The organism is Streptomyces sp. NPDC042346 (assembly GCF_055581845.1).
Genome location: NZ_JBVJEH010000013.1, coordinates 207,717 through 227,209 on the forward strand (window position 1 = coordinate 207,717; position 19,493 = coordinate 227,209).

Consider the following 19,493-nt stretch of genomic DNA (forward strand, 5'->3'; position numbering starts at 1 on the left):
TGCCGGACGCGGGACGCAGGCCGGCCGGCCGGGGCAGCAGTCCACGTCCCGACGCCGCACCCGCCATTCGGGGTTCCGGCGTAGCAGTGCAGACCAGTCCCACGCACTCGCCGGACGCGGCGTCGGCGAGGCGGCCCAGGCGGGGATGCGTGAGCGTTGTGTCCGGCGCCCTCATGCGACGGCCTCCAGGTCCTGCAGGAGCATCGCGGTGTTGATCAGACCGAGCATGGAGAAGCCTTGTGCGGCGTTGCCGAGCTGCCGTCCGGCGACGGGGTCGTACTCCTCGGCGAGCAGGCCGGTGGTGCTGCGCAGCGACAGCACGTACTCGAACACCTCGCGTGCCTGGTCCACCCGGCCGGTCAGGGCGAGCGCGTCGGCCAGCCAGAACGAGCACAGCACGAACCTGCCCTCATCGCCGGTGAGCCCGTCGAGAGCTTCGCGCGCACCGGCGGTGGGGTAGCGGTGCATCAGCCCCTGGGGGGTGGCCAGCGCGGCGCGCACGGCGTCGACGGTGCCGATGACACGGGGGTCGTCGCCGGGAAGGAACCCGGTGCGGGGGATGAGCAGCAGCGCGGCGTCCAACTCGACCGACCCGTAGGACTGGGTGAAGGTGTTGCGGCGCGGGTCGAAGCCCTTCTCGCACACCTCGCGGTGGATCTCGTCTTGCAGCGCCGCGAGTTCGGTCGCGTCCATGTCGAGGGCTCCGGCCTCGATGAGGCGGATCGTGCGGGTGACGGCCACCCACGCCAGCACCTTGGAGTGGACGAAGTGCCGCGGCTCGCCGCGGACCTCCCAGATCCCGGCGTCGACCTGGCGCCACTGCTCCTTGAGCCGGTCGATGAGCCGGCGAACGAGGGCCTTGACAGGCGCGGTGAGGGTGATGCCGTGTTCGTGTGCGAGCGCGATGAACTCCAGGACCTCGCCGAACACATCCAGCTGCAGCTGGTGCACTGCCCCGTTGCCGACCCGTACCGGGGCCGACCCCTCGTACCCGGGCAGCCAGTCCAGGACCCGCTCGGGCAGCTGACGCCCGCCGCGGATCGTGTACATGATCTGCAGCTTGTCCAGGTCGCCCGCAACCGTGCGCACCAGCCACCGCAGCAGGGCAGCAGGCTCCTCGCGGTAGCCGGCCCGCAGCATCGCGCTCAGCGAGTCGGACGCGTCACGCAGCCAGGTGTAGCGGTAGTCCCAGTTGCGGACGCCGCCGATCTCCTCGGGCAGTGAGGTGGTCGGCGCGGCGACGGTCCCTCCGCTCGCCGTGTGCGTCAGCGCCTTCAGCGTGATCACGGACCGTACGACGGCCTCGCGGTACGGCCCCACGTACGTGCAGCGGGCGACCCACGTCCGCCAGAACTCCGTGGTCTGCTCCAGGGCGCCCTGCGGGTCGATGCGCTGCGGCGGCCCGTCCGGGGACGGCCGCCAGGACAGCGTGAACACCATCTGCTCCCCGGCCGCGAGGCTGAAGCGGCTGTGCAGGGTGTTGTCCTTGACGGTGACCTCAGCGGCGGTGTCGAGCCACAGGGCGTCCTGGCCGGCGATCGCGAAGAACAGACCCGCCTCGGCGTCGATCCAGGGCTGCGTGTGGCCGTAGTTGAACCGCGGGGACAGGACGGAAGCCATCTCTACGGTGCCGCGCACGCCCTCCACGATCCGCACCAGGCGCGGCTCGCCGCTGGTGTGCGGGGGCATGAACTCGGTCAGCCGGACCGTGCCCGTGGGGGTGTCCCACTCGGATTCCAGGATCAGCGACTCGCCGCGGTAGCCGACCCGGTCGGCCTGCGGCACGTACTGCCCGTCACCGGGTACGGGCCCTATGCGCCAGCTACCGTGCTCCTCGGCTCCCACGAGGCCGGCGAAGACCGCGTCGGAGTCGAACCGCGGCAGGCACAGCCAGTCAGCGGAGCCGTCACGCCCGACGAGAGCAGCCGTCGTCATGTCGCCCAGCAGGGCGTAGTCCTCGATCCGCAGCGGCCGGCGAAGCCCGCCCGCAGGGCCGGGAGGAAGGGCAAGGGTGGGAAGCGTGGTCACGAGTCTCACTTCACTGGTCGGTGGGGACGTCGGCGGCGGCGGGCGCCTTCAGAGCGGGCGCAGGCGCCGGAAGAAGGAACGGCAGCGCGAGGGCCGTCACGATCAGCACGATCAGAACCTGATTGCTGAGCGTCACAGCCGCCCCGGTCGCGTCACGCGTCGAGGTCGCGGCGAAGACCACGACCGCCATGGCCGCGACGAACGCCAGCAACCGGGCCACCGTGCGCCCCGACAGCCGGCGGCGCTTCGCCCCCGGTGCACCGGCGGGCGCCGCGGCGGCCTCCACGGCATCAGCCAGGCCCACGGCCGCCTGGGCCAGGCGCCGCAGATGCCCGCGCGCCTCGCCGATGCCATCCGGCATCCGCTCACCGGCCGCACCCTTCGCGCAACGCACAGCGGGGTGCGCTACGCCGAGGCCGAGGCTCAGTCGCCGGATGTGGCCGCGCAGGCGGGCGTCGATGTCGAGGGCGTCCTGCGCCGTCTCGGGTAACGGGGTGTCCTCGAGGACCAGGCGCGTGGTCTCCCGCGCGGCCGTCGCCTCGTCCCGGACAGCGCCGGCCACGGAAGGGCGCGTCGGGGCGAAGTCCCAGGAGGGGTCACGCCTCGTTGCCGGGAAGAGGGCCTTCGCCTTCGAGGGGAGAGCCATCACGACGAACTCCAGACGCAGAGGGACGGCAGCGAGGTGCCTGGGCATGAGGAAGGGGCTGTCCGAGCGGCCAACTTGAGCGGGTTGGCGCTACGTTGAGACAACCGTGAAAGAGCGTCTGAGGGCAGTCCGTAGAGCTGGGCAACCCTGGTAAAGGCGTTGAAGATCATTTCGAGCTCGGGGAATCGTCCATGACAACCACACGCAACGAGGCCTTGGCTGCTCGGATTGCGGAGACTGGCTGGTCGCAGCCCCAAGTAGCGGCGCACATGGTTCGCGTCGGGCAGGAAGTTGGCGCGACCGCCTTCTACTCGGTCACCCGTAATCACGTTGCCGCATGGGTTCGAGGCCACCAACCCGGCGAGCCGGCACGCCATATCCTCTGCGAGACGCTGTCGCGCAAGCTCGGTCGCCGCGTCACACCTGCCGACATCGGTCTGGCTGAGGAGCCCGGTTCCGGACCGGTAGACGGACTCGACTGGAACGCCGACACCCCGACCGTGCTGGCCGCTCTTGGAAGTGAAGACCTCGACATGCAACGACGCCAGATCCTGACCACCGCCGCCTACACCGCAGCAGGTCTCGCCGTCCCCGGCGCCGCCTACTGGTCCCTGGCCCCGCAGAAAGCCCGCGCCCGTAAGCCTCTCTCGGACCGCGAGGTGTCCCAGTATGACGTCGAGGACCTGCGCAAGCTGACCGTGTTCTACGCGCAGCGTGACCAGAAGAGCGGGGGAGCTGCCGGCAGGTCGGCACTGGCCGCACACCTGAAGTACGACGCCGCGCCGCTGCTGAACAGTCATTTCGCCGATGACAGGGTGAGGCGGGCCACCTACAGCGCGGTCGGGGAGATGACGTACCTGGCCGGGTGGACCGCCTTCGACGCCGGTCACCAGCACCTCGCCCAGCGCTACCTCGTCGCCGCGGTGCAGCTGGCCGCGGAAGCAGGCGACGGGCCGCTCGCGGCCTACATCCTGCGGGCCTTGGCCCACCAGGCGGTGGACCTCCGCCTCCCTGGCCAGGCGCTGGAGTACGCCACAGCGTCGATGAGCCCGCTCCACTACGGGCAGGCCACCCACCGGGAGCGGTCGCTGCTCGCGATCGTCCACGCCCGCGCTCTGGCCGCATCCGGCGACCGGGCCGGGACCCTGGCCGCGATCAGCCGAGCGGAGCGGGACCTCGGCCGCGCGGGTACGGACGACGCCCCGGACCGGGTCGCGTTCTTCGGCGAAGCATCGCTCGCTCACGAGACTGCGTGTGCGCTCCGTGACCTGGGCAGCCCCCGGGACGCCGCCGCGCACTTCAAGCGGAGTGTGGCCACCCGCCAGCAGCAGGTCTACACCCGCACCCACAGCGTGACCCTGGGCTACCTCGGCTCGGTGCAGGTCCAGCAGGGACACCTCGACGAGGCGTGCGCGACCTGGGGCAGGGCCCTGGACGCGATGACCGGTGTGCGGTCCGGACGCGCCCGTGACGTCATCGTGCGTATGCGAAGCGACCTGAGCCCCTTCAAACGACGGGGCAGCCGCAAGGCCGCCGAGCTGGAGGTGCGGGCCGGTGAGATGCTGCGGGCCATAGGGTGACTGGGGCACGACATCGGTGACCCTCCCGCAGCCGCGTGTGCGCGGGGCGGGCTGGGCAGGGGAGAGCAGGCGGGTATGGAGCAGTTCGAGGTGATCGCCACCGTGGTCGGCGGCCACACCAAGGTCCAGGACGACTACCAGGGCGGTGTGGAGTCGGTCATCCGGCTCGATGAGAAGTACCCCCTGGAGACTCTCCAGGGCATCGAGGACTTCTCCCACCTGCTGGTCATCACGCGTTTCCACCTGGCGAGCCCGCAGGACGTGCACCTGCATGCCCGCAGTCCGCGCAACGACCCCCGCTGGCCCGCGACCGGCACGTTCGTCCACCGCAACCACCGGCGTCCGAACCAGCTCGCCACCAGCTTCCCCCGCCTCTTGGAGGTTCGCGGCCGCGACCTGGTCGTCACCGACCTCGACGCGGTCGTCGGGACGCCGGTGATCGATCTGGCGCCCTACTTCCAGGAGATGGGCCCGCGCGGGCCTGTCCGTGAGCCGGCGTGGCCGGGGGAGATGCTCGGCGGCCACTACTGGGCTCCCGCCGACGAACGCCCCTGACCCGCTACCACTGCACCGCCGCCGTCCCGGTCGCGTACGTCTGCCGGAGCAGCGGGGACGGTCACGATGGCGGCGTAGGCGTGGGAGAGGTCGACGGGCGACGCGATGGGGCGAAGCCGCTTCTTGCCCACCGTGGCGATGGCTTCAGGGAGTTCGTCCTGGTGGCGCCATGTCGCGGTCGGCACGATGCCCGGCGACAGCAGCTCCCAGGGGCCGAGCAGGTCCATGATCTGTTCCAGGGACCTGGGCCGGAACACGATGCCCGCGTCCTTGTAGAGGGCGACGAGTTGTTCCATGGCCTGCGGAGCGGTTTCGGTGGTGGCGTGGGTCAGGGAGATGGCGCTGCCTGGCGGGAGGCGTTCGCGCAGCGTGGCCATCACCGCCCCCGCCGCAGAGTCGTCCATCCACTCCAGCAGCCCGTGGGCCAGGACCCCGACGCTGTGGCTGAGATCGACGTGACCGTATCCGGGGCCGTTCAGCAGGCCGTCCGTGTCGCGGACATCGGCGAACACTGCGCGGGTGCGAGCGTTGCAGTCGAGCTCCGTGCGCGCGCGGGCGAACACAGTGAGGTCGTTGTCGATGTACAGGACGCGGGCGTCGGGGTGGACTACCTGGGCGGCCTCGATGGTGTGGGCGGGCACGTGCCGCCGGCGCCTCGTGTCCCAGTCGGAGGGCAGGCCGCACCCGAGGTCGAGGAACTGGCGGATCCCGAGCTCCCGGGCGAGCGTGTAGACGGCCCGCGGGCGGTGGGCGCCGTTGGTGACCGCCGAGTGCGGCAGCCACGGGGCCGCGTCGAGCAGGCGGGCGGCGAGCTCTCGGTCGGGCGGGTAGTGCTCGACCCCGCCCGCGAAGAGGTCGTGAACTCTGGCTGCTGAGGGCTTGAGGTACTCGTCGTGCGGCATGGTCATCATCGGCGGTCCGCCCCCTTGAAGGACAGCAGCCAGTCCCGTGCCTGAACGATCATCTGGCGGCTGACATCAGCCGGCTCCGCCCGCTTGACGGCCTCGTCCAGGAGCCGTCCGCGTTCTTCGCCTGCGTCCAGACCGCTGTAGGTGAAGCTCTCCTCCCGCCACAGCGCACCGCCAGGCAGGATGTGCTCGGTCAGAGCGGACAGCGGCGACGCGAGCGGAGTGTCGTTGTGCACGACGCGCACATCGACCTGCGGGCTCTGGTCGAGGTGCAGCAGGTGGTCGAGCTGTTCGGCCATGACCCGGTCGTCCCCGGCGGCCCGCGTCAGGACGGACTGGTCGAGCACGAGAGTCCACCGCCCGTTTCCCTGCCCGGCGACGGGCGTGGCGACCGGCTGCGGCCCGGGCCGCAGCCCGGCAGCCGCGGGGCAGGACACCAGGGCTGCGTAGCGTGGTGTGCGGAAGGGCTCCGGGACCTGTTGCATCGCGAGCATGCGCACCTTGGACGCGACGCTCAGCGCGGCCGCGGCGCGGTCCCCGTTGCCCGGGCCGGTGTCACAGAACAACTCCTCGGGCCAGCGCGCCGGCCCAGTCGGCAACAGCCCGAACAACGCGTTCGCCACCTGCCGACTGCCGGCACCATAGACGCGTAAGAGGCTGTTGATTCGCCCGGGTTTGAGCAACCCTGCCCCGCCCCGCTCCCACAGGTACAGCGAGCTGACCTCGACGTTCAAAGCCTGCGCGGTGGCCACCGCTTCGAACCCGCGGGTTTCGCGCAGGGCCCGCATATAGGCGCCGAGCAGGAGACGGGCCGGCTGCCGGAGGGTCACCGGCCGCCACGTGCCCGTGCCGCTGGAGCTGGTCACAGGAGGTCCCTCCTTGGGGTGGGCCAAGCGGCGGGGACGAGGAGGTCCTCAGTCGTTGGCGGATGCGACTCCGGTCGCGCGGATGCGGGCGATGTCGGTCCTTGCAGCGGCCGGGGCGCGGTGGGCACGATGCCGCTCGGCAGGGTGTCGCTGGTCCCGAGCAGCCGCAGGATCTGTGTGCGGCGGCTGGGGGAGAGGGACGGCGGGCCGCTTGCCAGGCGGTCGACGAGGATCCGGGTGTTGCCGTGGCGAGGGGCCCGATCGGGCGGGGTGGACGGGGCGGAGGGCATCAGGAGGTCTCCGTCGTGCGAGGGGTGGTGGGGGATCGGCGGCCAGGGGGGCGCATGGTGAGCCCCGCCTCGTGCGCGATGCCGTGGATGAAGGTGAAGGAGCGCTGGGTCCGGCCCGCGATGGCGCGCAGCGGCGCCCCGGTTTCGTAGGCCTCGCGGACGTACTTGCGTGCCTCCGCCCGCTGCATGGGACTGAGCTCCTTGTGCGCGACGAGCAGGCAGTCGGGGACGGGAATGTCCGCGAGACGCAGAGCAGTGGTCACGAGGGCTCCTTCATGGGTGCCGGGACGGCCTGGGCAGATTCGCTGGCGCGGGTGAGGAGGTGACCGGCGACGGCGAACCCGGCCCCGATGGGGAGCAGCGTGATGACGCGCGCCGTCAGCGTGAGGGGCATCAGCAGAGCGCCAACGATGTCGAAGAAGCCGTGTCCGAAGACCAGCGGCAGGACGCGTCCGTGGCGTCGGAAGATCTTGACGCGCCAGGCGGCGTAGACCGCCATGCCCAGTGCGGGCAGCCCCAGGTAGGGGTGGATCAGGACCTCTGCGCTGCAGATCACCGTGTAGATCAGCCAGGTGGGCCAGCGTGCGGCCTGGAGCAGTGTGCTGGCGCCGGCGACGATCACGATGTCCTCGACCGTGACGGCGAACACGACGTTGAGCAGCAGCGTGCCGAGGGAGTCGATCCCGAGGGCGGTCAGTTGATCGCTCTTCATCACCGGCACGGCGTCGCCTGCTCCCACGAGGCGGATCAGCATCGCCGATCCGGTGGTGAGGGCGCCTCCGGCCACGCACGCCGCCACCGTGTGGGTCGTCTGCCTCCAGGCGCTGGCCCGTGCAGCCGTCGACCCCACGTCGAGCGACATGTCGAGACCGACCCCGTGGGATGCGGTCACCTCCAGGGCCAGCCACGCCAGCACGACGCCATATGCCGCCGCGCCGAAAGCGCCCGCCCGTGCGCCGGGCAACGACGTCACGACAGCCACCGCACCGCATGCCGCCGGGACGAGCATCCGGCGCGCCCGGGTACGCGGAAGCACGTCCGCGGTCCTCAGCACTCTCGTCGCCACGGCTGAGACGAGCCACGCCGATGTGACGACCGCCCCCAGGAGCCGGGCAACAGCTACCCAGGAGGCGACCGCCGGAGTCACCGGCGCGCCGAGCACGAGGCTGGCAGCCTTCACCATCCCCGCGGTCGAGGGCAGCATGGCCAGACAGATGAGTCCCATGGCACAACAGGCCCTCTTCACCGGGGAACTGTGAGGGCGCGACCGGGACAGGTGAACAGAGGTGTTGGAGGTCAACACGGCGAGGATTCAACTTCCAGATGGTGTGGATTCGGTGGTCGGCAATTCGCCAGGTCGGACTGCGGGGGTGCACCTCGTAGAGGTGCTTCGTTGAGGCGCTCGTCCTCTTTCCGGCTCTGGCCGGCACTGGGAGGCTGGTCGTGTTCACGTGGAACTCCCGGTGCTCTTCCGGGGTGGTGTCAGACGGCAGGGGGCTTCGTCAGCAGCTGCTGCTCGGACCGGTTCCGCCGGGCACGCTCGGTTGTGGACGTGGAGTCGTCGTGGGGGTGTTCAGGTCCGGGGCCGGCGGTTTGGCCGCCCGGACGCTTCTTCTGGGGTAGTAGCCCGGTCCCGCCGGTCCGTGTTCGACGAAGGCGAGCAGCTGCTCCGCGACCAGGCGTTGGCATGCCCTCTTCATCTGGTGCGGCGACACTCCGTACCTCTTGGCGAAGATCTGCGTCGGCAGAGGCGCGTGGTGACTGACGGCTCGCCCTTCGACTGCCTGGCGGAGCTCGCGGAGGAGGACTGTGTCGTCGGGGTGGTGCTGATCGGGGCGCAGCCGGAACGCGCGACACAGTCCCCGTCCGAAGTACGCGACCTCGCCATCGATGTCGAGAACGCGTATCGCCTCGGCGGCGGCCGCGACGGTGCTGTTCAGATCGGCGGCCAGGACTCTGACGGGTGGAAGGGGCGCGCCGATTGGATGCCAGGACAGGTACGTGCGGAGCTGCTGCACCAGGGCGTCGCGTTGCCGGATGTGCCGGGCCTGCCGAGTCGTCGAGTAGCTTGTTTCGAGAATGGGTCTCGATCATGAGCGGGACTCCTGGGCGGCAAGTTCAGCGCGCTGACGGGCCTGGATCACGCCCAGAGTCACGTAGCCCTCGGCGGACCAGGCGGTGACGTCGGGGACCGGCACGCCCCGGTACGGGTGGCGGCTGCTCATGGCCTTCCTGCCTGCTTCAGCGTCAACGCCGAGATGAGGCGGTCGGCCTGGTCGAGCGACAGCCAGTCCACGACTAGCAATTCGTCGAGCCACGCCCCTCGGTCGTCTTGGCGGGCCGGGTAGGCGGTGGTCGTGATCTCGCCGCCGAGTACGCGGCTGAGCAGGGCCCCGAACTCCTGCGCGAGCTGGTAGAGCTCGGCCCCCCACGCGGTCAGCTCCTCATCAGGTTCTCCGAGCACGGCCCGGACCTTGCGCACGTCGTCCAGGCTGAGCTTCACCTCGCAGATCCGTTCCGGCGATACCGTGCCGTGCCCAGGGTGGCTGAACTTGGCTTCACGCAAGGTCCCGACCAGTTCCCTCGCCAAGTGCTCCGAGGGGGACAGCCAGGTGGCGAGCCGCTCCGCGAGCGCCGTCACGTCCGCAGCGGTGGACAGCACCATGGCGATCTGAACGTCTCCGAGGTCGTCCTCTTCGACCCTCGCCCGGATGCCGGCCTCGTGAAGTGCCGCGCGAACCGCGCCGGCCGCACCCGGGTCGGTGACATCGATCCATGGCACGACCAGTACCGGCCCCCGATGCGAGACCACGCGCACCGTTCGGTCGGCCATGGGCATGGCGATATGCGAACCCTGGACGTAGGGGAGAACGTCCCGAAGGCAGAGGAACGCGTTGTGGAGTTCTCCGTCGTCAGGCTCCGGTGCAGAGGTGAGGGCGGGCGGCTGGGGAGCATCGGCCATGGGCGGCACCGTTCGTCGAGAAGCGAACCAGGATGAGAGCCGGGGGCCGGCGACAGAAAGGAATCCGAAGGCGCTGATCAGGGCAGCGGGGGTGATTTCCATCAGCAGACCTCCAGGCCGGAGAAGGTGAGCCCTCCGCCGGGTGGTTCGGGTTCCACGCGGGGGATGTGTCACCGGGTCTCCCCGGCGGAGGGCGGTCAGAGGGGGTTGGTCGGTCCCAGCCCACGAGGTCAGAGGGCCGGACGTCCCGCTCAAGCCCTGGTGCTGGAGCCGGATCCGCTCCAGCACCAGGGCGGTCGAACCCGTGTCTGGCCGTGGGGGAACGAGCCAGACACGAGGGTCAGGAGGCGGCGCCGAGGCGCCCTGCGAATGCGGCGTGCGGGGTGGGCTCAGGCCTAAGTGCGGCCAGGACCTCCCGCAGGGGGCCGGCTGGCACGAGGCGGTCACCCGAATCGCGCCGGAACCAGTACGGGCCCGGGGTGCTGGGCGGAGACATGGCGGCGAGCGACGGCAGCGTGATGCGGCGCGCCGCACCGAGGCACACGGTGTGCGAGTGCGGCTCCCACTGGCTGGCGGTACCCGGCGGGACGAGCCAGTAGAAGAGGCCGTCCCGCGTGGCCTCCACGACGGGCCCGCAGCCGCCCTGAACCTCGTCCATGAGGGCCACCGCTGCACGTGCCTGGGCGCCGGAGCTGGTGACGACGACATCGCACAGGTTGCCGCCCAGACGCACGCGGGTGTGCTGCCCCGCGGTGAGGCCGAGGAAGCTCCGCAGCGATACGGCGAGGTCGCCCATGTCGGCTGCCGGCTCGCAAGGCGCCCCGGCCCGATGGATCAGGTCCTGTGCCATCGCGTTGATGTCGGGCGCCATGGCCGCGGTCACAGGTCCACCAGACCCGGCTGGATAACGGCGCGCACCGTCTTGCCGACGGGTTCCTCGGGGGTGTTGGGGATCCAGGTGAGGGCGGCCCCCAGGCGCCTGGCGCCCGGAAGACCGAGGCCCAGCTCCCCAGCGACGGCCTGGTCGAAGTCGGGGAACTCCGGGTTCGGGTCCTCAACGTCGATGAGCAGTTCGCGGGCCTCGGTGACGCGCAGCCAGACCGTCAGGGTCTGCCCCGGCCCCGGGGTGAAGCCGTGTTCCAAGGCGTTACGCACCAGGACGTGCAGCACGCTGACTGCGGCGTGCTGGTCGCCGCACCAGTTCAGAAGCGTGAGGTTCGTACGGCCCTTGATGCCAGCCAGGGTCAAGGCGCTGACGTCAGCGGGGAGGCGTAACGCGGTCTCGTGCCGGACGGATGCGGTCGCGACGGGGGCGAGGTTCAACTCGGGAGGTCCTTCGGGGAGGAGGAGGGTGCACCAGGTAGTCGCACGGTCGTCGTACACGCCCCACGCGTGGGCCAGGGCGTTGACGAGAAAGAGCCCGCGCCCGTGCTCGTCGTAGAGGCCGGCCGGACGCGGCACCCGGTCACAGGGGGAACCGTCGTTCACCTCGATGTGAAGGAACACGCCCTGGTGCTGAACCCGAACACTTACGGTCGGGGCATCCGCGTGGCGGAAGGCGTTGGTCACCAGCTCGGTGAGGAGCAGCTCCGCATCGTCCACCAGGTCGGGCACGCCCCAGTGGTTGAGGCTCGCCCGGAGGATGCGACGCAGCCTCTGCGGGACGGCGGCGTCCTCCTGCGAGATTCCGCCGGAGGGGTCCCTGTGCCGTTCAAGGGACAGCTCAAGGGCCGGTCCGAAACCGTCACCCGTGGTTGTTACGGCCGCGAGGTCTTGCTCGCAGATGGTGGTGCTCTGGCGCATGACGGCCTCGGCTCAACTCAGGGGGCAGGGGGCGAGGGCGGGCGCAGCCGTCGGCCAGAGTCCCAGGGGGACCCCGGCCGACGACCACACTCCAGGAGCCGGGGGAGGCACCTGCTTCTTCTCCCTCTTCGTTCAGAAGGAACGTCACTGTGTGCAGCCGAATGCTCGTGAACTGATACGCAGTCACGTCACCTTCCGAGAACAGCTTGCTCCTTTTGACGGTGCGAGCGCAAGATGGACGCACAAATTGGAAAAAGGATCGAACACATGCGTCGCGAAGGCCAGTTGACGGCACATCGGATGCGTCCATGACGCATATTCACGCGTCTATGACGTACCGATCTGCGTCTTGGACGTGCCAGACTGCGTCCATGACGCAGACACGATCGAGGACGGAGCCGGCCACCGGGAAGCGGCGCACGCCGACCACCAGGGCCACGCCGACGGTCATGCGGCGCCGGGTCGGCGGCCAGCTTCGACGCTGGCGCGGCGACATCCCATCGGGCACCGCCGCGAAGCTCATGGGCTGGGACAGCGTGAAGCTCGGCCGGATCGAACGCGGCCTCTACAAGGTCAGCTACGACGAGGTCCGGGAGTACGTACCCAAGCTCGGCGTTGACGACGAGGTCGGCATCGAGGCCGTCGCACAGGCCGCAGAAGAACCCCTGGGCGGCGGGTGGTGGAAGGCTTACGAGAACGACATCAGCCCGGCTCTCCTCGACTTCGTCCAGCTGGAGAACCGGGCCCGTACCGTGCGCTTGCAGCACCGCTCGATCATTCCCGGCCCCCTGCAGTCGGCCAGCTACGTGCGGGAGATCATCACGCGCGGCACGAGCGCCATCACACCGAAGATGGCCGAGGTGCTGGTGGCTGTTCGGCTCGCACGCCAGGAGATCCTGACACGCACCGACAACCCGGTTGAGCTGCACGCGGTGGTGCCTGAGTCGGCGTTCCACGCGGTCTTCGAGTCCGGTCCCGTCATCATGCGCGACCAACTTCGAAAGTTGATCGATCTCTCGGGCCTGCCGAACATGACGATCCAGATCTTGCCGCTCACGGCGCACCCGACGTTCGGGTCCAACGGTGCGTCCACCATCCTGACCTTCGACCACCCGTGGGCATCTGTCGTAAGCGTCGACAACCCGATGGGCGGGACCCACAGCGAGGAGCCCAAGGCCGTCTCCTACCTGGAGAACGAGTTCTTGGGCATCACCTCGGCCGCGCTTTCCGTGGGCGATTCACGGGATCTTCTCACCGAGTACTTGGAAGGGACCTACAAGTGACCACTACGCCGAGCCTGATGGCGACGGACCTCCTCGGCGCTGCCTGGCGGAAGTCGTCGTACAGCGGCGGCAACGAGGGGCAGTGCATCGAGGCCGCCGACGTCCGCGAGTCGCACGACGGCATCGCGATCCGCGACTCGAAGAACCCGGCTGGCCCCGCGCTCCTTCTCCGCGCCGGGGCGTTCTCCACCTTCATCGCGGCGGCCGCCACTGGCGAGCTCTGACCCATACGACGAAGGCCCGGCTTCCCCCACGCCGTACGAGGGGGAGACCGGGCCGTTTCGTGCATCTGTACCCATCGGGCCTTGTGAGCCTACCTACTACCCCTGGATCCTGTCAGGTCCCAGGCCCTCCGATGCTCCATCCTCAGCACGGTCAGGCGCGTGCACAGGGACCTTGGCGAGCAGGTCCTTCTTCGCGTCCTTGGCGGGTCTCACGTACACCGTCCGGGGGATGGGTGAGCCCTTGGCCCACCGGCCGGCCTCCTCGAGCTCCTCGTCGGTGGCCTCTGCCTGGGCGAGGTCCGAAGCGGCACCTGCCCGGAGACCGTGCGAACTGATTGAGTGGCCGTCGCCCACCAGGCCCGCCTGGCTGAACCAGAACTTCACCCGCTCGTCGACGAGACGCGGTCGCGAGTGCTCACCGCGCTTCGTGGCGATCTTCGCCCGCGTTTCAGCGCTCGCCGGCACCCCCGTTCTTGAGGAGGTGGCGGAAAACCGGCCCCTTCGTGATCCCGAAGCTGGCAAGGTACGCCACCCAGCGGCGAAGCCGGGGACGAGCTTGAGGTCCGGGCGATCCTTGAGGACGATCGTCTGCGCCTCGCGCTTGTGCGTCTTGTCCTCGGCGAGCCAGACGGCCACGCTGTCATCCAGGATCGTCAGGTCCTCGATCATGCACTCGGGCGCGGTGCGCGCGATGATTACGCCTTGTTGCTCCCTGCGGGTGGAGTCCACAGGACGCGTTCCGTGGTGTGGGGCGTGCCTGGCGCATCGTGCGTTGCACAACGCGCCGTGCGCGCCCCAGTCCGCATCGGCGCGCTGTGGTCCCGGACCTCCGGTGCGCGTGGTGCGCGTCGTCCTCCGGGCGCCGGCCTCTACGATCCGGGCGTGGGACAGACCCCGGCACAGAAGGCCGCGAAGGCGGCACGCGGGCAGCAGCCGAAGAAGCGGCCCAGCAAGGCGCAGCGCGAGGCGATCAAGCGGGCGCAGGCAGCGAAGAAGACGGGCGTTGGGAAGGCGGCCGCGAAGAAGGCAGCGGCCAAGACGCCGGTGCCTCTGCCGCGCGGGTCACTGCACGCCGCGTATAGCGGCACCTGTCCGACCTGCTTCAAGGACTACGACAAGGGCGAGGTCATCACGAAGGTGGCCGAGGGCTGGGGGCACCCCGGCTGCGCACCCCGGCGGCTGTCAGCGGCAGAGCGGGCATTCAACCGGAATAAGGCGCGGATCGAGGCCGGCGAGACGTTCCGCGGACAGAAGCCGTCTGACTGGCGGCTCGGCTCCTCGCCCTCCAGCACGCGGCCCGCCCGGTGAGGAGGCAGGCTACGCTGCGGCCGCGCTGTTCTGCTGTGCAGAGGCTCGCAGCCGGGCGTAGCGGCCGTTGACCCGGGCACCTGGACGGATGACGGCCAGTGCAGGCAACGCTTCTGGCCTGATGTGCCTGGAGATGTCGGTCAGAACCTGGAACGGCTGGCGGTTCAGACACCGACTCGACGCATCCACCAGGGGAGGTCTTGGGGTGCGAAGGGGTTGTTGAGCGTGCGGTCAAGCACGCGTTCGTCTGCGGGCGCGCCGCTCACCAGACCGCCTGCCAGGACTGCGCCGCCTGACCAGTGCCGACCGCGTACCCACACGGCCACGACCCCATTTTCAGGATCACGTGGACCCAGGTCGGCCAGGACGAGCGGAAGGTGTCGGCGGTCACCTACGACGAGCCCTCTGCCAAGACCCATGCCGCCCAGAAGGGCGCCGAGGACGGCGTTGCGAACGTCGAGGTCAAGCCGGGCGAGTAGGCGAAACCAGGGGGCACTGTCAGACCGGGCTCGTAGCGTCGAGGGGAACGGAACCGGGATGAGCCCGGCCCGCCGACAGCAAGGAGAGGTCATGGGCCAGATCAATGTGACTTCACAGCACCTCGACCACCTCCTAACGGACCCTACGAGCGCGTACGCCCACCCCTACCAGCGGGCGTACGCGAAACTCGCCGCCGCTCACCGCGGCCGGCCGGTCACCGAAATCGTGCCACTCCTGCGCGCCGCCGCCGACCGGTCCCTGCTCGGCTTCACCGCGGCCGATCTGGCCGAGCAGGCCGAGGCCATCAGCTCTGGCATTCCGTACGAGCTGCGGGTCCGCATCACCGGCTGGTAGCCGGCCGAATCTTGGGTGCGCCCGCGCACTGCCTCGCCGTACGGTGGGCGGGCAGCCGTTGTCGTCTCAGCGGCCCAAGGCACCCGACACCGGTACGCCCGGATTGGGAAACCCCGGTTCGAATCCGGGCGGCGGCTGCAACTCGGCGATGACGATCACGAGCGCGTCGTGCCTAGCCTGAAGACAGGCCCCAGGGGGCGTCCTGGAGGAGCAGCCGTCGATGCCCGCTCGACCGATCGGCTTTCCCTGCTGTCGTCGGCGTCTGAGCATCCCGCTCAAGACCACCTCTTGAGAGGGTGCTGGAGGCGATCAGTTTGCGAATGCGGGAGGCTGGATCGGCCCGGGCAGTCGCTGCGCGAGTTGCCGGGCGGCATTGAGGACGCTGCGGTCTCCCCGGTAGGGGACGTGATCTGGATGGCCAGCGGCAGTCCGGTGCGGTCTTGCCGGCGGGGAGGACCAGGGAGGGCAGGCCGACGGGGCTGATCAGATGGAGCCAGCTGGTCTGGTCGTAGAACGAGCGCCTCTGACCGTCGACGGTGATGTACCGGTTGTGGTGCCGGCGTGCTGGTCTGGTCGGGAATCGCGGCCGTGGGTGCGGCTGGAGTGATGAGGATGCCGTGAGCGTCGAAGTGGTTGGCCCATCACTCACTTCCCGAAGACTCACGTTGACGAGCCAGTAGTCCAGTGGGCGCGGGGCTCAGGACCGTGGGCGGTCTCGCGGTCCCGCTTTGCCGCGTCGGACATCCACCAGGCGCCGAGCATGAACAAGGTCGTGGCGCCGGTCAGGTCGTAGAGCTTCTTGATGTCGGTGGTGATCGTGGACCTGGAATGTCCGAGCTTCTTCGCGATGGTGTCGTAGTCAGCGCCAGTGAGGAGGAGATCGAGGATCTGTCGCTGCCTAGGAGTCGTCCGAACCTGGAGGGAGGCACCGTATTCTCCTCCGAGCCAGGGGGTTGCCCTTCGCCAGAGCTGGAGGAACTCCTCGGTGATCACCGGGATGAGAGCCGGGTTCGTGATCTTGATGGCGCGCTTCTCTTCCAGGGGGAAACGGTAGTCGGGGACGATCGCGAGCTTGTCGTCGACGATCACCATGCGGGTGAAGTCTCCCTCGGCGGTTCGGATCTGCGCTCCGTGCGTACTCACGGCCTTGGCCCACTCGGACTCGGGGTTCCGTTCGCGGGCGGCGTGCAGGTACACGGTCCAGAGTCGTACGCCGCGCCGGAGCATGGGGATGTCGCGTTCCTGCGATGCTGGCAGGAGCTCTGGAGTTCTGTCGATGGGGTGCGCGGTGTAGACGTGGGAGGTCGCCACGTCGCACGCCGCGCTAATGGCGGCTGTCGCGACGTGCTTGTGCGAGATGACTTCAATGCCGCTGTCGACATCGTCGGGGCGGCGCTCGTGGGGACCGGAGGGCAGGTTCCTGAAGATGGCGTCGCCCGAGGTCATGGATTTCAGCGCCTGCTCGATGGTGCCGCGCTGCTGGTTCATGAACAGTCGTTCGGCATTCCGTGGGTCCACGGGGCGGTACCTGCCAAAGAGCAGGGGATCGGGGACGGCCAGGCCGTAGACCTCGAGTTCTTGCACGCCTCGCTCGTCTGCGGAGGGCAGATGGTTGTCGCGAAGCATGCGGCCGAACAGCGCTATCGCAGCCGGGGAGAGGGCCTCCATGCCAACTTGGTCGGTTCTGTCCATTTCGCCCCCTGGATCTTTGTGCACTGGACCATCATCCAGCCGATTTGGCTTGAACCGGCTTGTCGACCCCAGGCAACCTAGCGTGCATGGCTACTTGCGGTGCACAAATGTCCTTGGCGTATGCCAGGCTCTGTAGTCATCGAATGTGCAGGTGAAGGCCCCTCTGCCCGGCAAGGCGAGAGGCGGATACCTGCGAAGAACTACCGAGTGTGATCTGGGCGACATGAAAGCGAGCGGGGAACGATGGGCGAGCAGCGAAACCGGCCGAACAGGCTCCGCATGGCTCTCGTGGTGATGGCGGGATGTGTGGCGGTGGTCGTCGGCGGAGGTCCGGCGATGGCCGACATTGCGGCCCCCACGGCTATGGCTGCCGCGCAGGACCCGAGCTGGGACTCCACCAACCCCATCACGGTTGAAGACCCCAGCTGGGACTAGGCATCTCGCACCCGAAGAAGGCGCCCGCGGGCAGCGCGCGTTCCGGCGGGACAGCCCGGCAGCGCGGACCGCGTCATCAAGAGCGGGTCCGAGGGCTGCACGCGAACGCCGAGACGGCGGTGGAGCACCCCCAGGCCACCGACCCCACCCGGGTGGCCGGGCGGTGTCAGGCGATGCTCTTCCCAGTGTGAAGATGGGCCTACAGGACAATGACTCGAGACCGAAACACACTGCTCGAACCAGGCAGGAAGACAAGCACAAGCCTCGGCAACTGGTTCACCGCCCGCGGCGAGGCTCTGGCGGAACAGGTGCGCCTGCGTGTCCGCACGCGAAGAATGATCAAGATCATTCGGCGTGACCTCGGACTGTCTGGCGTCCGAAGCCTGGACGATCTCATCTCGCTCGCCAGCGAAAGGCGCGGCAAGCCAATCAGCATCACCTACCGGCCCATCATGCGCCGAGAGAGTGCTTACTGCGCCAGCAGCCCAGAGCACGACTACATCGTGGTGGACGAAGGGGCCAATGAGCTCACGCAGCTTCAAGCTGGCACGCACGAACTCGGCCACCTTCTCCTTGGCCACCGCAGCCGCTCCACGGACGGAGCCGACCACGACGGCGACGTCATGTCGCTCGATCTTGCCCAGGCTCTCTTCCCGGATCTCGACCCGGAGCATGTGCAAGCCACGCTGCGCATGCGGGCCGATGACTACACAGACGACGAAGAGCGCGATGTCGAGCTCCTGGGAACCCTGCTGATCGAGCGCTTCGTAAGGCTGCGAGCGTCAACCGAGCAGGGGCTCGTCGAGTCGACTTTCGAACATCGGAGGGGCGGTGTCTGAGCACACGGCAACGGTGGTGTATCTGGTGATCGCGGCAATCAATGCGCTGATCACCTGCTGGAAGACCAAGGCGTTCTTCCGGGAGCCCACTCTCACCTTGGGCCTCATCACGGCCAGCTTCTTCATCAGTGTCTTCGTCTTCGCCGTGGCTTCGCCGCTGGTCTACCGGGTCCTGGGCAACGCGTTGGGCCGGCCCAGCATCGTCACGCTGCCTACGTACCTCGGCATCCTTTCCTGTTACGCGATCACGCACGTGCTGACCATCTTGTGGACGCCTCCACCGAGTTGCGAGCGACGTGCCCTGAGGCGGCAGGTGACTCTTACCGCGGTCGCGTACGCAGTGGTCGGCATAGCGATGACCGTCACGTTCCTGTCAGCTCATCTCCCCGGCCCCAGCGGCTTGCTCCGCTTCAACGTTGAGCACGCCGGCGACCCGCTCATCCAGCTCTTCCTCGCCCTGTTCCTCGGCACACTCACCTGCGGAACCCTTGGAACGTGGATGCGAGCGCGACGGACGAAACTCGCTGATGAGCGCCTCAACCACGTCCTGCAGTGCTTCACGACCAGCATGCTCTTGGTCTTCGGCTACGTCGTCTGTAACGTCCCCGCGATCGTTGCGGCAGCTGTGGGTCATCACGAACTCGACGCCCTGAATGACCTCGGCCTCGTGTTCGGCGCCGGCGGCGCGCTCGTCACCAGCTACGGCATGTCGGGTGCCGCAGCGAACGCCTGGATCCAGGAGCGCAGGGACGTACGCGTCCTGCATCCTCTGTGGACACTCGTCGTCAGCGACGTGAACCGTGGCCTTTCGTTGACATCACGGATCGTGAACGGGAGCAAACTGACCAGCAAGCGGTTCCTCCTGCACCGAACAGTCATCGAGATCCTCGACGGCATGCGTGCGCTGAGCCGTTGGGCTCGGCCGGAATTGGCGACGGCCATCGAAGATCTCGATCTCCCGGACCTGTCTCCTCGGGAGAAGCGGGCGATAGCCACAGCAGTGATGGTTCGCGACGCAGCAGCGCGCGCCCGAGCGGCCGAGGCCGAAAGCGCTCACGGCATCGCAGGCCCGGTCTTTCCGGGAGACGACTCCGCTGCCAGCGAGCAGCGTGGGCGCCTCCTGGACGTCGCCCGGGTCCTGCGTCACCCGATGACGAATGAGGTGCTGCGGCGCGTCGAGGCCGGAACCCGGGGCGGCGCGACTTCCCGGATCCTCGTCGCGAAGGCGCGGTAGGGTCCG

21 protein-coding genes, 1 tRNA gene and 1 pseudogene are annotated in these 19,493 nt (G+C 68.9%); 11 read left to right on the plus strand and 12 right to left on the minus strand.

Going from position 1 to position 19,493, the window contains the following annotated elements; translation table 11 throughout:
• Nucleotides 1–171: 171 nt before the first annotated feature.
• Nucleotides 172–1,968 (minus strand): glycoside hydrolase family 15 protein, encoded by a 1,797-nt coding sequence (locus ACZ6K0_RS38015; protein ID WP_469578413.1) that lies wholly within the window; start codon nt 1,966–1,968, stop codon nt 172–174.
• Nucleotides 1,969–2,038: 70 nt separating this feature from the next.
• On the minus strand, nt 2,039–2,590 hold the full coding sequence (locus ACZ6K0_RS38020; RefSeq protein ID WP_469578103.1) for a hypothetical protein: 552 nt from the start codon (nt 2,588–2,590) through the stop codon (nt 2,039–2,041).
• 275 nt (nt 2,591–2,865) lie between these two features.
• Between ACZ6K0_RS38020 and ACZ6K0_RS38025 the strand changes: the two genes are divergently transcribed.
• Complete coding sequence (locus ACZ6K0_RS38025) at nt 2,866–4,254, plus strand: Tat pathway signal protein (RefSeq protein ID WP_469578105.1); 1,389 nt, start codon at nt 2,866–2,868, stop codon at nt 4,252–4,254.
• Nucleotides 4,255–4,398: 144 nt separating this feature from the next.
• Nucleotides 4,399–4,809: pseudogene (locus tag ACZ6K0_RS38030) on the plus strand (TrmO family methyltransferase domain-containing protein); the annotation flags it as partial.
• Here ACZ6K0_RS38030 and ACZ6K0_RS38035 read toward each other — a convergent pair.
• The 4 genes from ACZ6K0_RS38035 to ACZ6K0_RS38050 form a co-directional block, all read right to left on the minus strand.
• Complete coding sequence (locus tag ACZ6K0_RS38035) at nt 4,779–5,720, minus strand: SAM-dependent methyltransferase (protein WP_469578107.1); 942 nt, start codon at nt 5,718–5,720, stop codon at nt 4,779–4,781. The pseudogene ACZ6K0_RS38030 and the gene ACZ6K0_RS38035 overlap by 31 nt on opposite strands.
• Nucleotides 5,717–6,583, minus strand: coding sequence for a Scr1 family TA system antitoxin-like transcriptional regulator (locus ACZ6K0_RS38040; RefSeq protein ID WP_469578108.1), 867 nt, complete (start codon nt 6,581–6,583; stop codon nt 5,717–5,719). The genes ACZ6K0_RS38035 and ACZ6K0_RS38040 overlap by 4 nt, the downstream gene beginning before the upstream one ends.
• A 289-nt stretch (nt 6,584–6,872) precedes the next feature.
• Nucleotides 6,873–7,136 carry a helix-turn-helix domain-containing protein gene (locus ACZ6K0_RS38045; protein WP_469578110.1) on the minus strand — a complete coding sequence of 88 codons (264 nt, stop codon included), beginning with the start codon at nt 7,134–7,136 and terminating at the stop codon, nt 6,873–6,875.
• Nucleotides 7,133–8,098: a hypothetical protein gene (locus ACZ6K0_RS38050; protein ID WP_469578112.1), complete on the minus strand. Its 966-nt coding sequence runs from the start codon at nt 8,096–8,098 to the stop codon at nt 7,133–7,135. Before ACZ6K0_RS38050 ends, ACZ6K0_RS38045 begins: the two co-directional genes overlap by 4 nt.
• Nucleotides 8,099–8,516: 418 nt before the next feature.
• Between ACZ6K0_RS38050 and ACZ6K0_RS38055 the strand changes: the two genes are divergently transcribed.
• Nucleotides 8,517–8,969 carry a hypothetical protein gene (locus ACZ6K0_RS38055; RefSeq protein WP_469578113.1) on the plus strand — a complete coding sequence of 151 codons (453 nt, stop codon included), beginning with the start codon at nt 8,517–8,519 and terminating at the stop codon, nt 8,967–8,969.
• On the opposite strand, the gene ACZ6K0_RS38060 is transcribed toward ACZ6K0_RS38055, so the two are convergent.
• The 4 genes from ACZ6K0_RS38060 to ACZ6K0_RS38075 form a co-directional block, all read right to left on the minus strand.
• Complete coding sequence (locus tag ACZ6K0_RS38060; RefSeq protein WP_469578115.1) at nt 8,964–9,098, minus strand: hypothetical protein; 135 nt, start codon at nt 9,096–9,098, stop codon at nt 8,964–8,966. The two genes, ACZ6K0_RS38055 and ACZ6K0_RS38060, sit on opposite strands and share 6 nt — an antisense overlap.
• Nucleotides 9,095–9,937 carry a hypothetical protein gene (locus ACZ6K0_RS38065; protein ID WP_469578116.1) on the minus strand — a complete coding sequence of 281 codons (843 nt, stop codon included), beginning with the start codon at nt 9,935–9,937 and terminating at the stop codon, nt 9,095–9,097. Before ACZ6K0_RS38065 ends, ACZ6K0_RS38060 begins: the two co-directional genes overlap by 4 nt.
• A 238-nt stretch (nt 9,938–10,175) precedes the next feature.
• Nucleotides 10,176–10,718, minus strand: coding sequence for a hypothetical protein (locus tag ACZ6K0_RS38070; protein WP_469578118.1), 543 nt, complete (start codon nt 10,716–10,718; stop codon nt 10,176–10,178).
• Nucleotides 10,715–11,638, minus strand: coding sequence for an ATP-binding protein (locus ACZ6K0_RS38075; protein ID WP_469578120.1), 924 nt, complete (start codon nt 11,636–11,638; stop codon nt 10,715–10,717). Before ACZ6K0_RS38075 ends, ACZ6K0_RS38070 begins: the two co-directional genes overlap by 4 nt.
• A 371-nt stretch (nt 11,639–12,009) precedes the next feature.
• Here ACZ6K0_RS38075 and ACZ6K0_RS38080 point away from each other — a divergent pair, with 371 nt between their 5' ends.
• Together ACZ6K0_RS38080 and ACZ6K0_RS38085 are read left to right on the plus strand one after the other, a co-directional pair.
• On the plus strand, nt 12,010–12,921 hold the full coding sequence (locus ACZ6K0_RS38080; protein WP_469578122.1) for a DUF5753 domain-containing protein: 912 nt from the start codon (nt 12,010–12,012) through the stop codon (nt 12,919–12,921).
• A complete protein-coding gene (locus ACZ6K0_RS38085) occupies nt 12,918–13,145 on the plus strand; it encodes a DUF397 domain-containing protein (RefSeq protein ID WP_469578123.1) in 228 nt (75 codons plus the stop codon). Before ACZ6K0_RS38080 ends, ACZ6K0_RS38085 begins: the two co-directional genes overlap by 4 nt.
• 96 nt (nt 13,146–13,241) lie before the next feature.
• Here the strand turns inward: ACZ6K0_RS38085 and ACZ6K0_RS38090 are convergent, their stop codons facing one another.
• Nucleotides 13,242–13,874, minus strand: coding sequence for a site-specific integrase (locus ACZ6K0_RS38090; protein WP_469578124.1), 633 nt, complete (start codon nt 13,872–13,874; stop codon nt 13,242–13,244).
• Nucleotides 13,875–14,027: 153 nt separating this feature from the next.
• On the opposite strand from ACZ6K0_RS38090, the gene ACZ6K0_RS38095 reads away from it, so the two are divergent.
• From ACZ6K0_RS38095 to ACZ6K0_RS38110, 4 genes are all read left to right on the plus strand, one after another.
• Nucleotides 14,028–14,453 carry a hypothetical protein gene (locus ACZ6K0_RS38095; protein WP_469578126.1) on the plus strand — a complete coding sequence of 142 codons (426 nt, stop codon included), beginning with the start codon at nt 14,028–14,030 and terminating at the stop codon, nt 14,451–14,453.
• Between the two features lie 299 nt (nt 14,454–14,752).
• Nucleotides 14,753–14,932: a hypothetical protein gene (locus tag ACZ6K0_RS38100; RefSeq protein WP_469578128.1), complete on the plus strand. Its 180-nt coding sequence runs from the start codon at nt 14,753–14,755 to the stop codon at nt 14,930–14,932.
• A gap of 91 nt (nt 14,933–15,023) precedes the next feature.
• A complete protein-coding gene (locus ACZ6K0_RS38105) occupies nt 15,024–15,287 on the plus strand; it encodes a hypothetical protein (RefSeq protein WP_469578130.1) in 264 nt (87 codons plus the stop codon).
• Nucleotides 15,288–15,341: 54 nt separating this feature from the next.
• Nucleotides 15,342–15,424 (plus strand) — tRNA-OTHER (locus ACZ6K0_RS38110).
• Nucleotides 15,425–15,947: 523 nt separating this feature from the next.
• On the opposite strand, the gene ACZ6K0_RS38115 is transcribed toward ACZ6K0_RS38110, so the two are convergent.
• Nucleotides 15,948–16,979, minus strand: a complete 1,032-nt coding sequence (locus ACZ6K0_RS38115; RefSeq protein ID WP_469578132.1) for a hypothetical protein — start codon at nt 16,977–16,979, stop codon at nt 15,948–15,950.
• Nucleotides 16,980–17,749: 770 nt separating this feature from the next.
• Here ACZ6K0_RS38115 and ACZ6K0_RS38120 point away from each other — a divergent pair.
• Together ACZ6K0_RS38120 and ACZ6K0_RS38125 are read left to right on the plus strand one after the other, a co-directional pair.
• The gene (locus ACZ6K0_RS38120) at nt 17,750–18,253 is read left to right on the plus strand and encodes an ImmA/IrrE family metallo-endopeptidase (protein ID WP_469578134.1); all 504 of its coding nucleotides are present in this window, start codon (nt 17,750–17,752) and stop codon (nt 18,251–18,253) included.
• Nucleotides 18,246–19,487 carry an MAB_1171c family putative transporter gene (locus tag ACZ6K0_RS38125; RefSeq protein ID WP_469578136.1) on the plus strand — a complete coding sequence of 414 codons (1,242 nt, stop codon included), beginning with the start codon at nt 18,246–18,248 and terminating at the stop codon, nt 19,485–19,487. Before ACZ6K0_RS38120 ends, ACZ6K0_RS38125 begins: the two co-directional genes overlap by 8 nt.
• Nucleotides 19,488–19,493 lie beyond the last annotated feature (6 nt).

Excerpts from the sequence above, each read along its gene's own strand:
- ACZ6K0_RS38120 (WP_469578134.1), top strand. The coding sequence starts at position 17,750 with ATGATCAAGATCATTCGGCGTGACCTCGGACTGTCTGGCGTCCGAAGC.
- ACZ6K0_RS38060 (WP_469578115.1), bottom strand. The coding sequence starts at position 9,098 with ATGAGCAGCCGCCACCCGTACCGGGGCGTGCCGGTCCCCGACGTCACC.
- ACZ6K0_RS38065 (WP_469578116.1), bottom strand. The coding sequence starts at position 9,937 with ATGGAAATCACCCCCGCTGCCCTGATCAGCGCCTTCGGATTCCTTTCT.
- ACZ6K0_RS38050 (WP_469578112.1), bottom strand. The coding sequence starts at position 8,098 with ATGGGACTCATCTGTCTGGCCATGCTGCCCTCGACCGCGGGGATGGTG.
- ACZ6K0_RS38080 (WP_469578122.1), top strand. The coding sequence starts at position 12,010 with ATGACGCAGACACGATCGAGGACGGAGCCGGCCACCGGGAAGCGGCGC.
- ACZ6K0_RS38105 (WP_469578130.1), top strand. The coding sequence starts at position 15,024 with ATGGGCCAGATCAATGTGACTTCACAGCACCTCGACCACCTCCTAACG.
- ACZ6K0_RS38035 (WP_469578107.1), bottom strand. The coding sequence starts at position 5,720 with ATGATGACCATGCCGCACGACGAGTACCTCAAGCCCTCAGCAGCCAGA.
- ACZ6K0_RS38115 (WP_469578132.1), bottom strand. The coding sequence starts at position 16,979 with ATGGACAGAACCGACCAAGTTGGCATGGAGGCCCTCTCCCCGGCTGCG.
- ACZ6K0_RS38075 (WP_469578120.1), bottom strand. The coding sequence starts at position 11,638 with ATGCGCCAGAGCACCACCATCTGCGAGCAAGACCTCGCGGCCGTAACA.
- ACZ6K0_RS38025 (WP_469578105.1), top strand. The coding sequence starts at position 2,866 with ATGACAACCACACGCAACGAGGCCTTGGCTGCTCGGATTGCGGAGACT.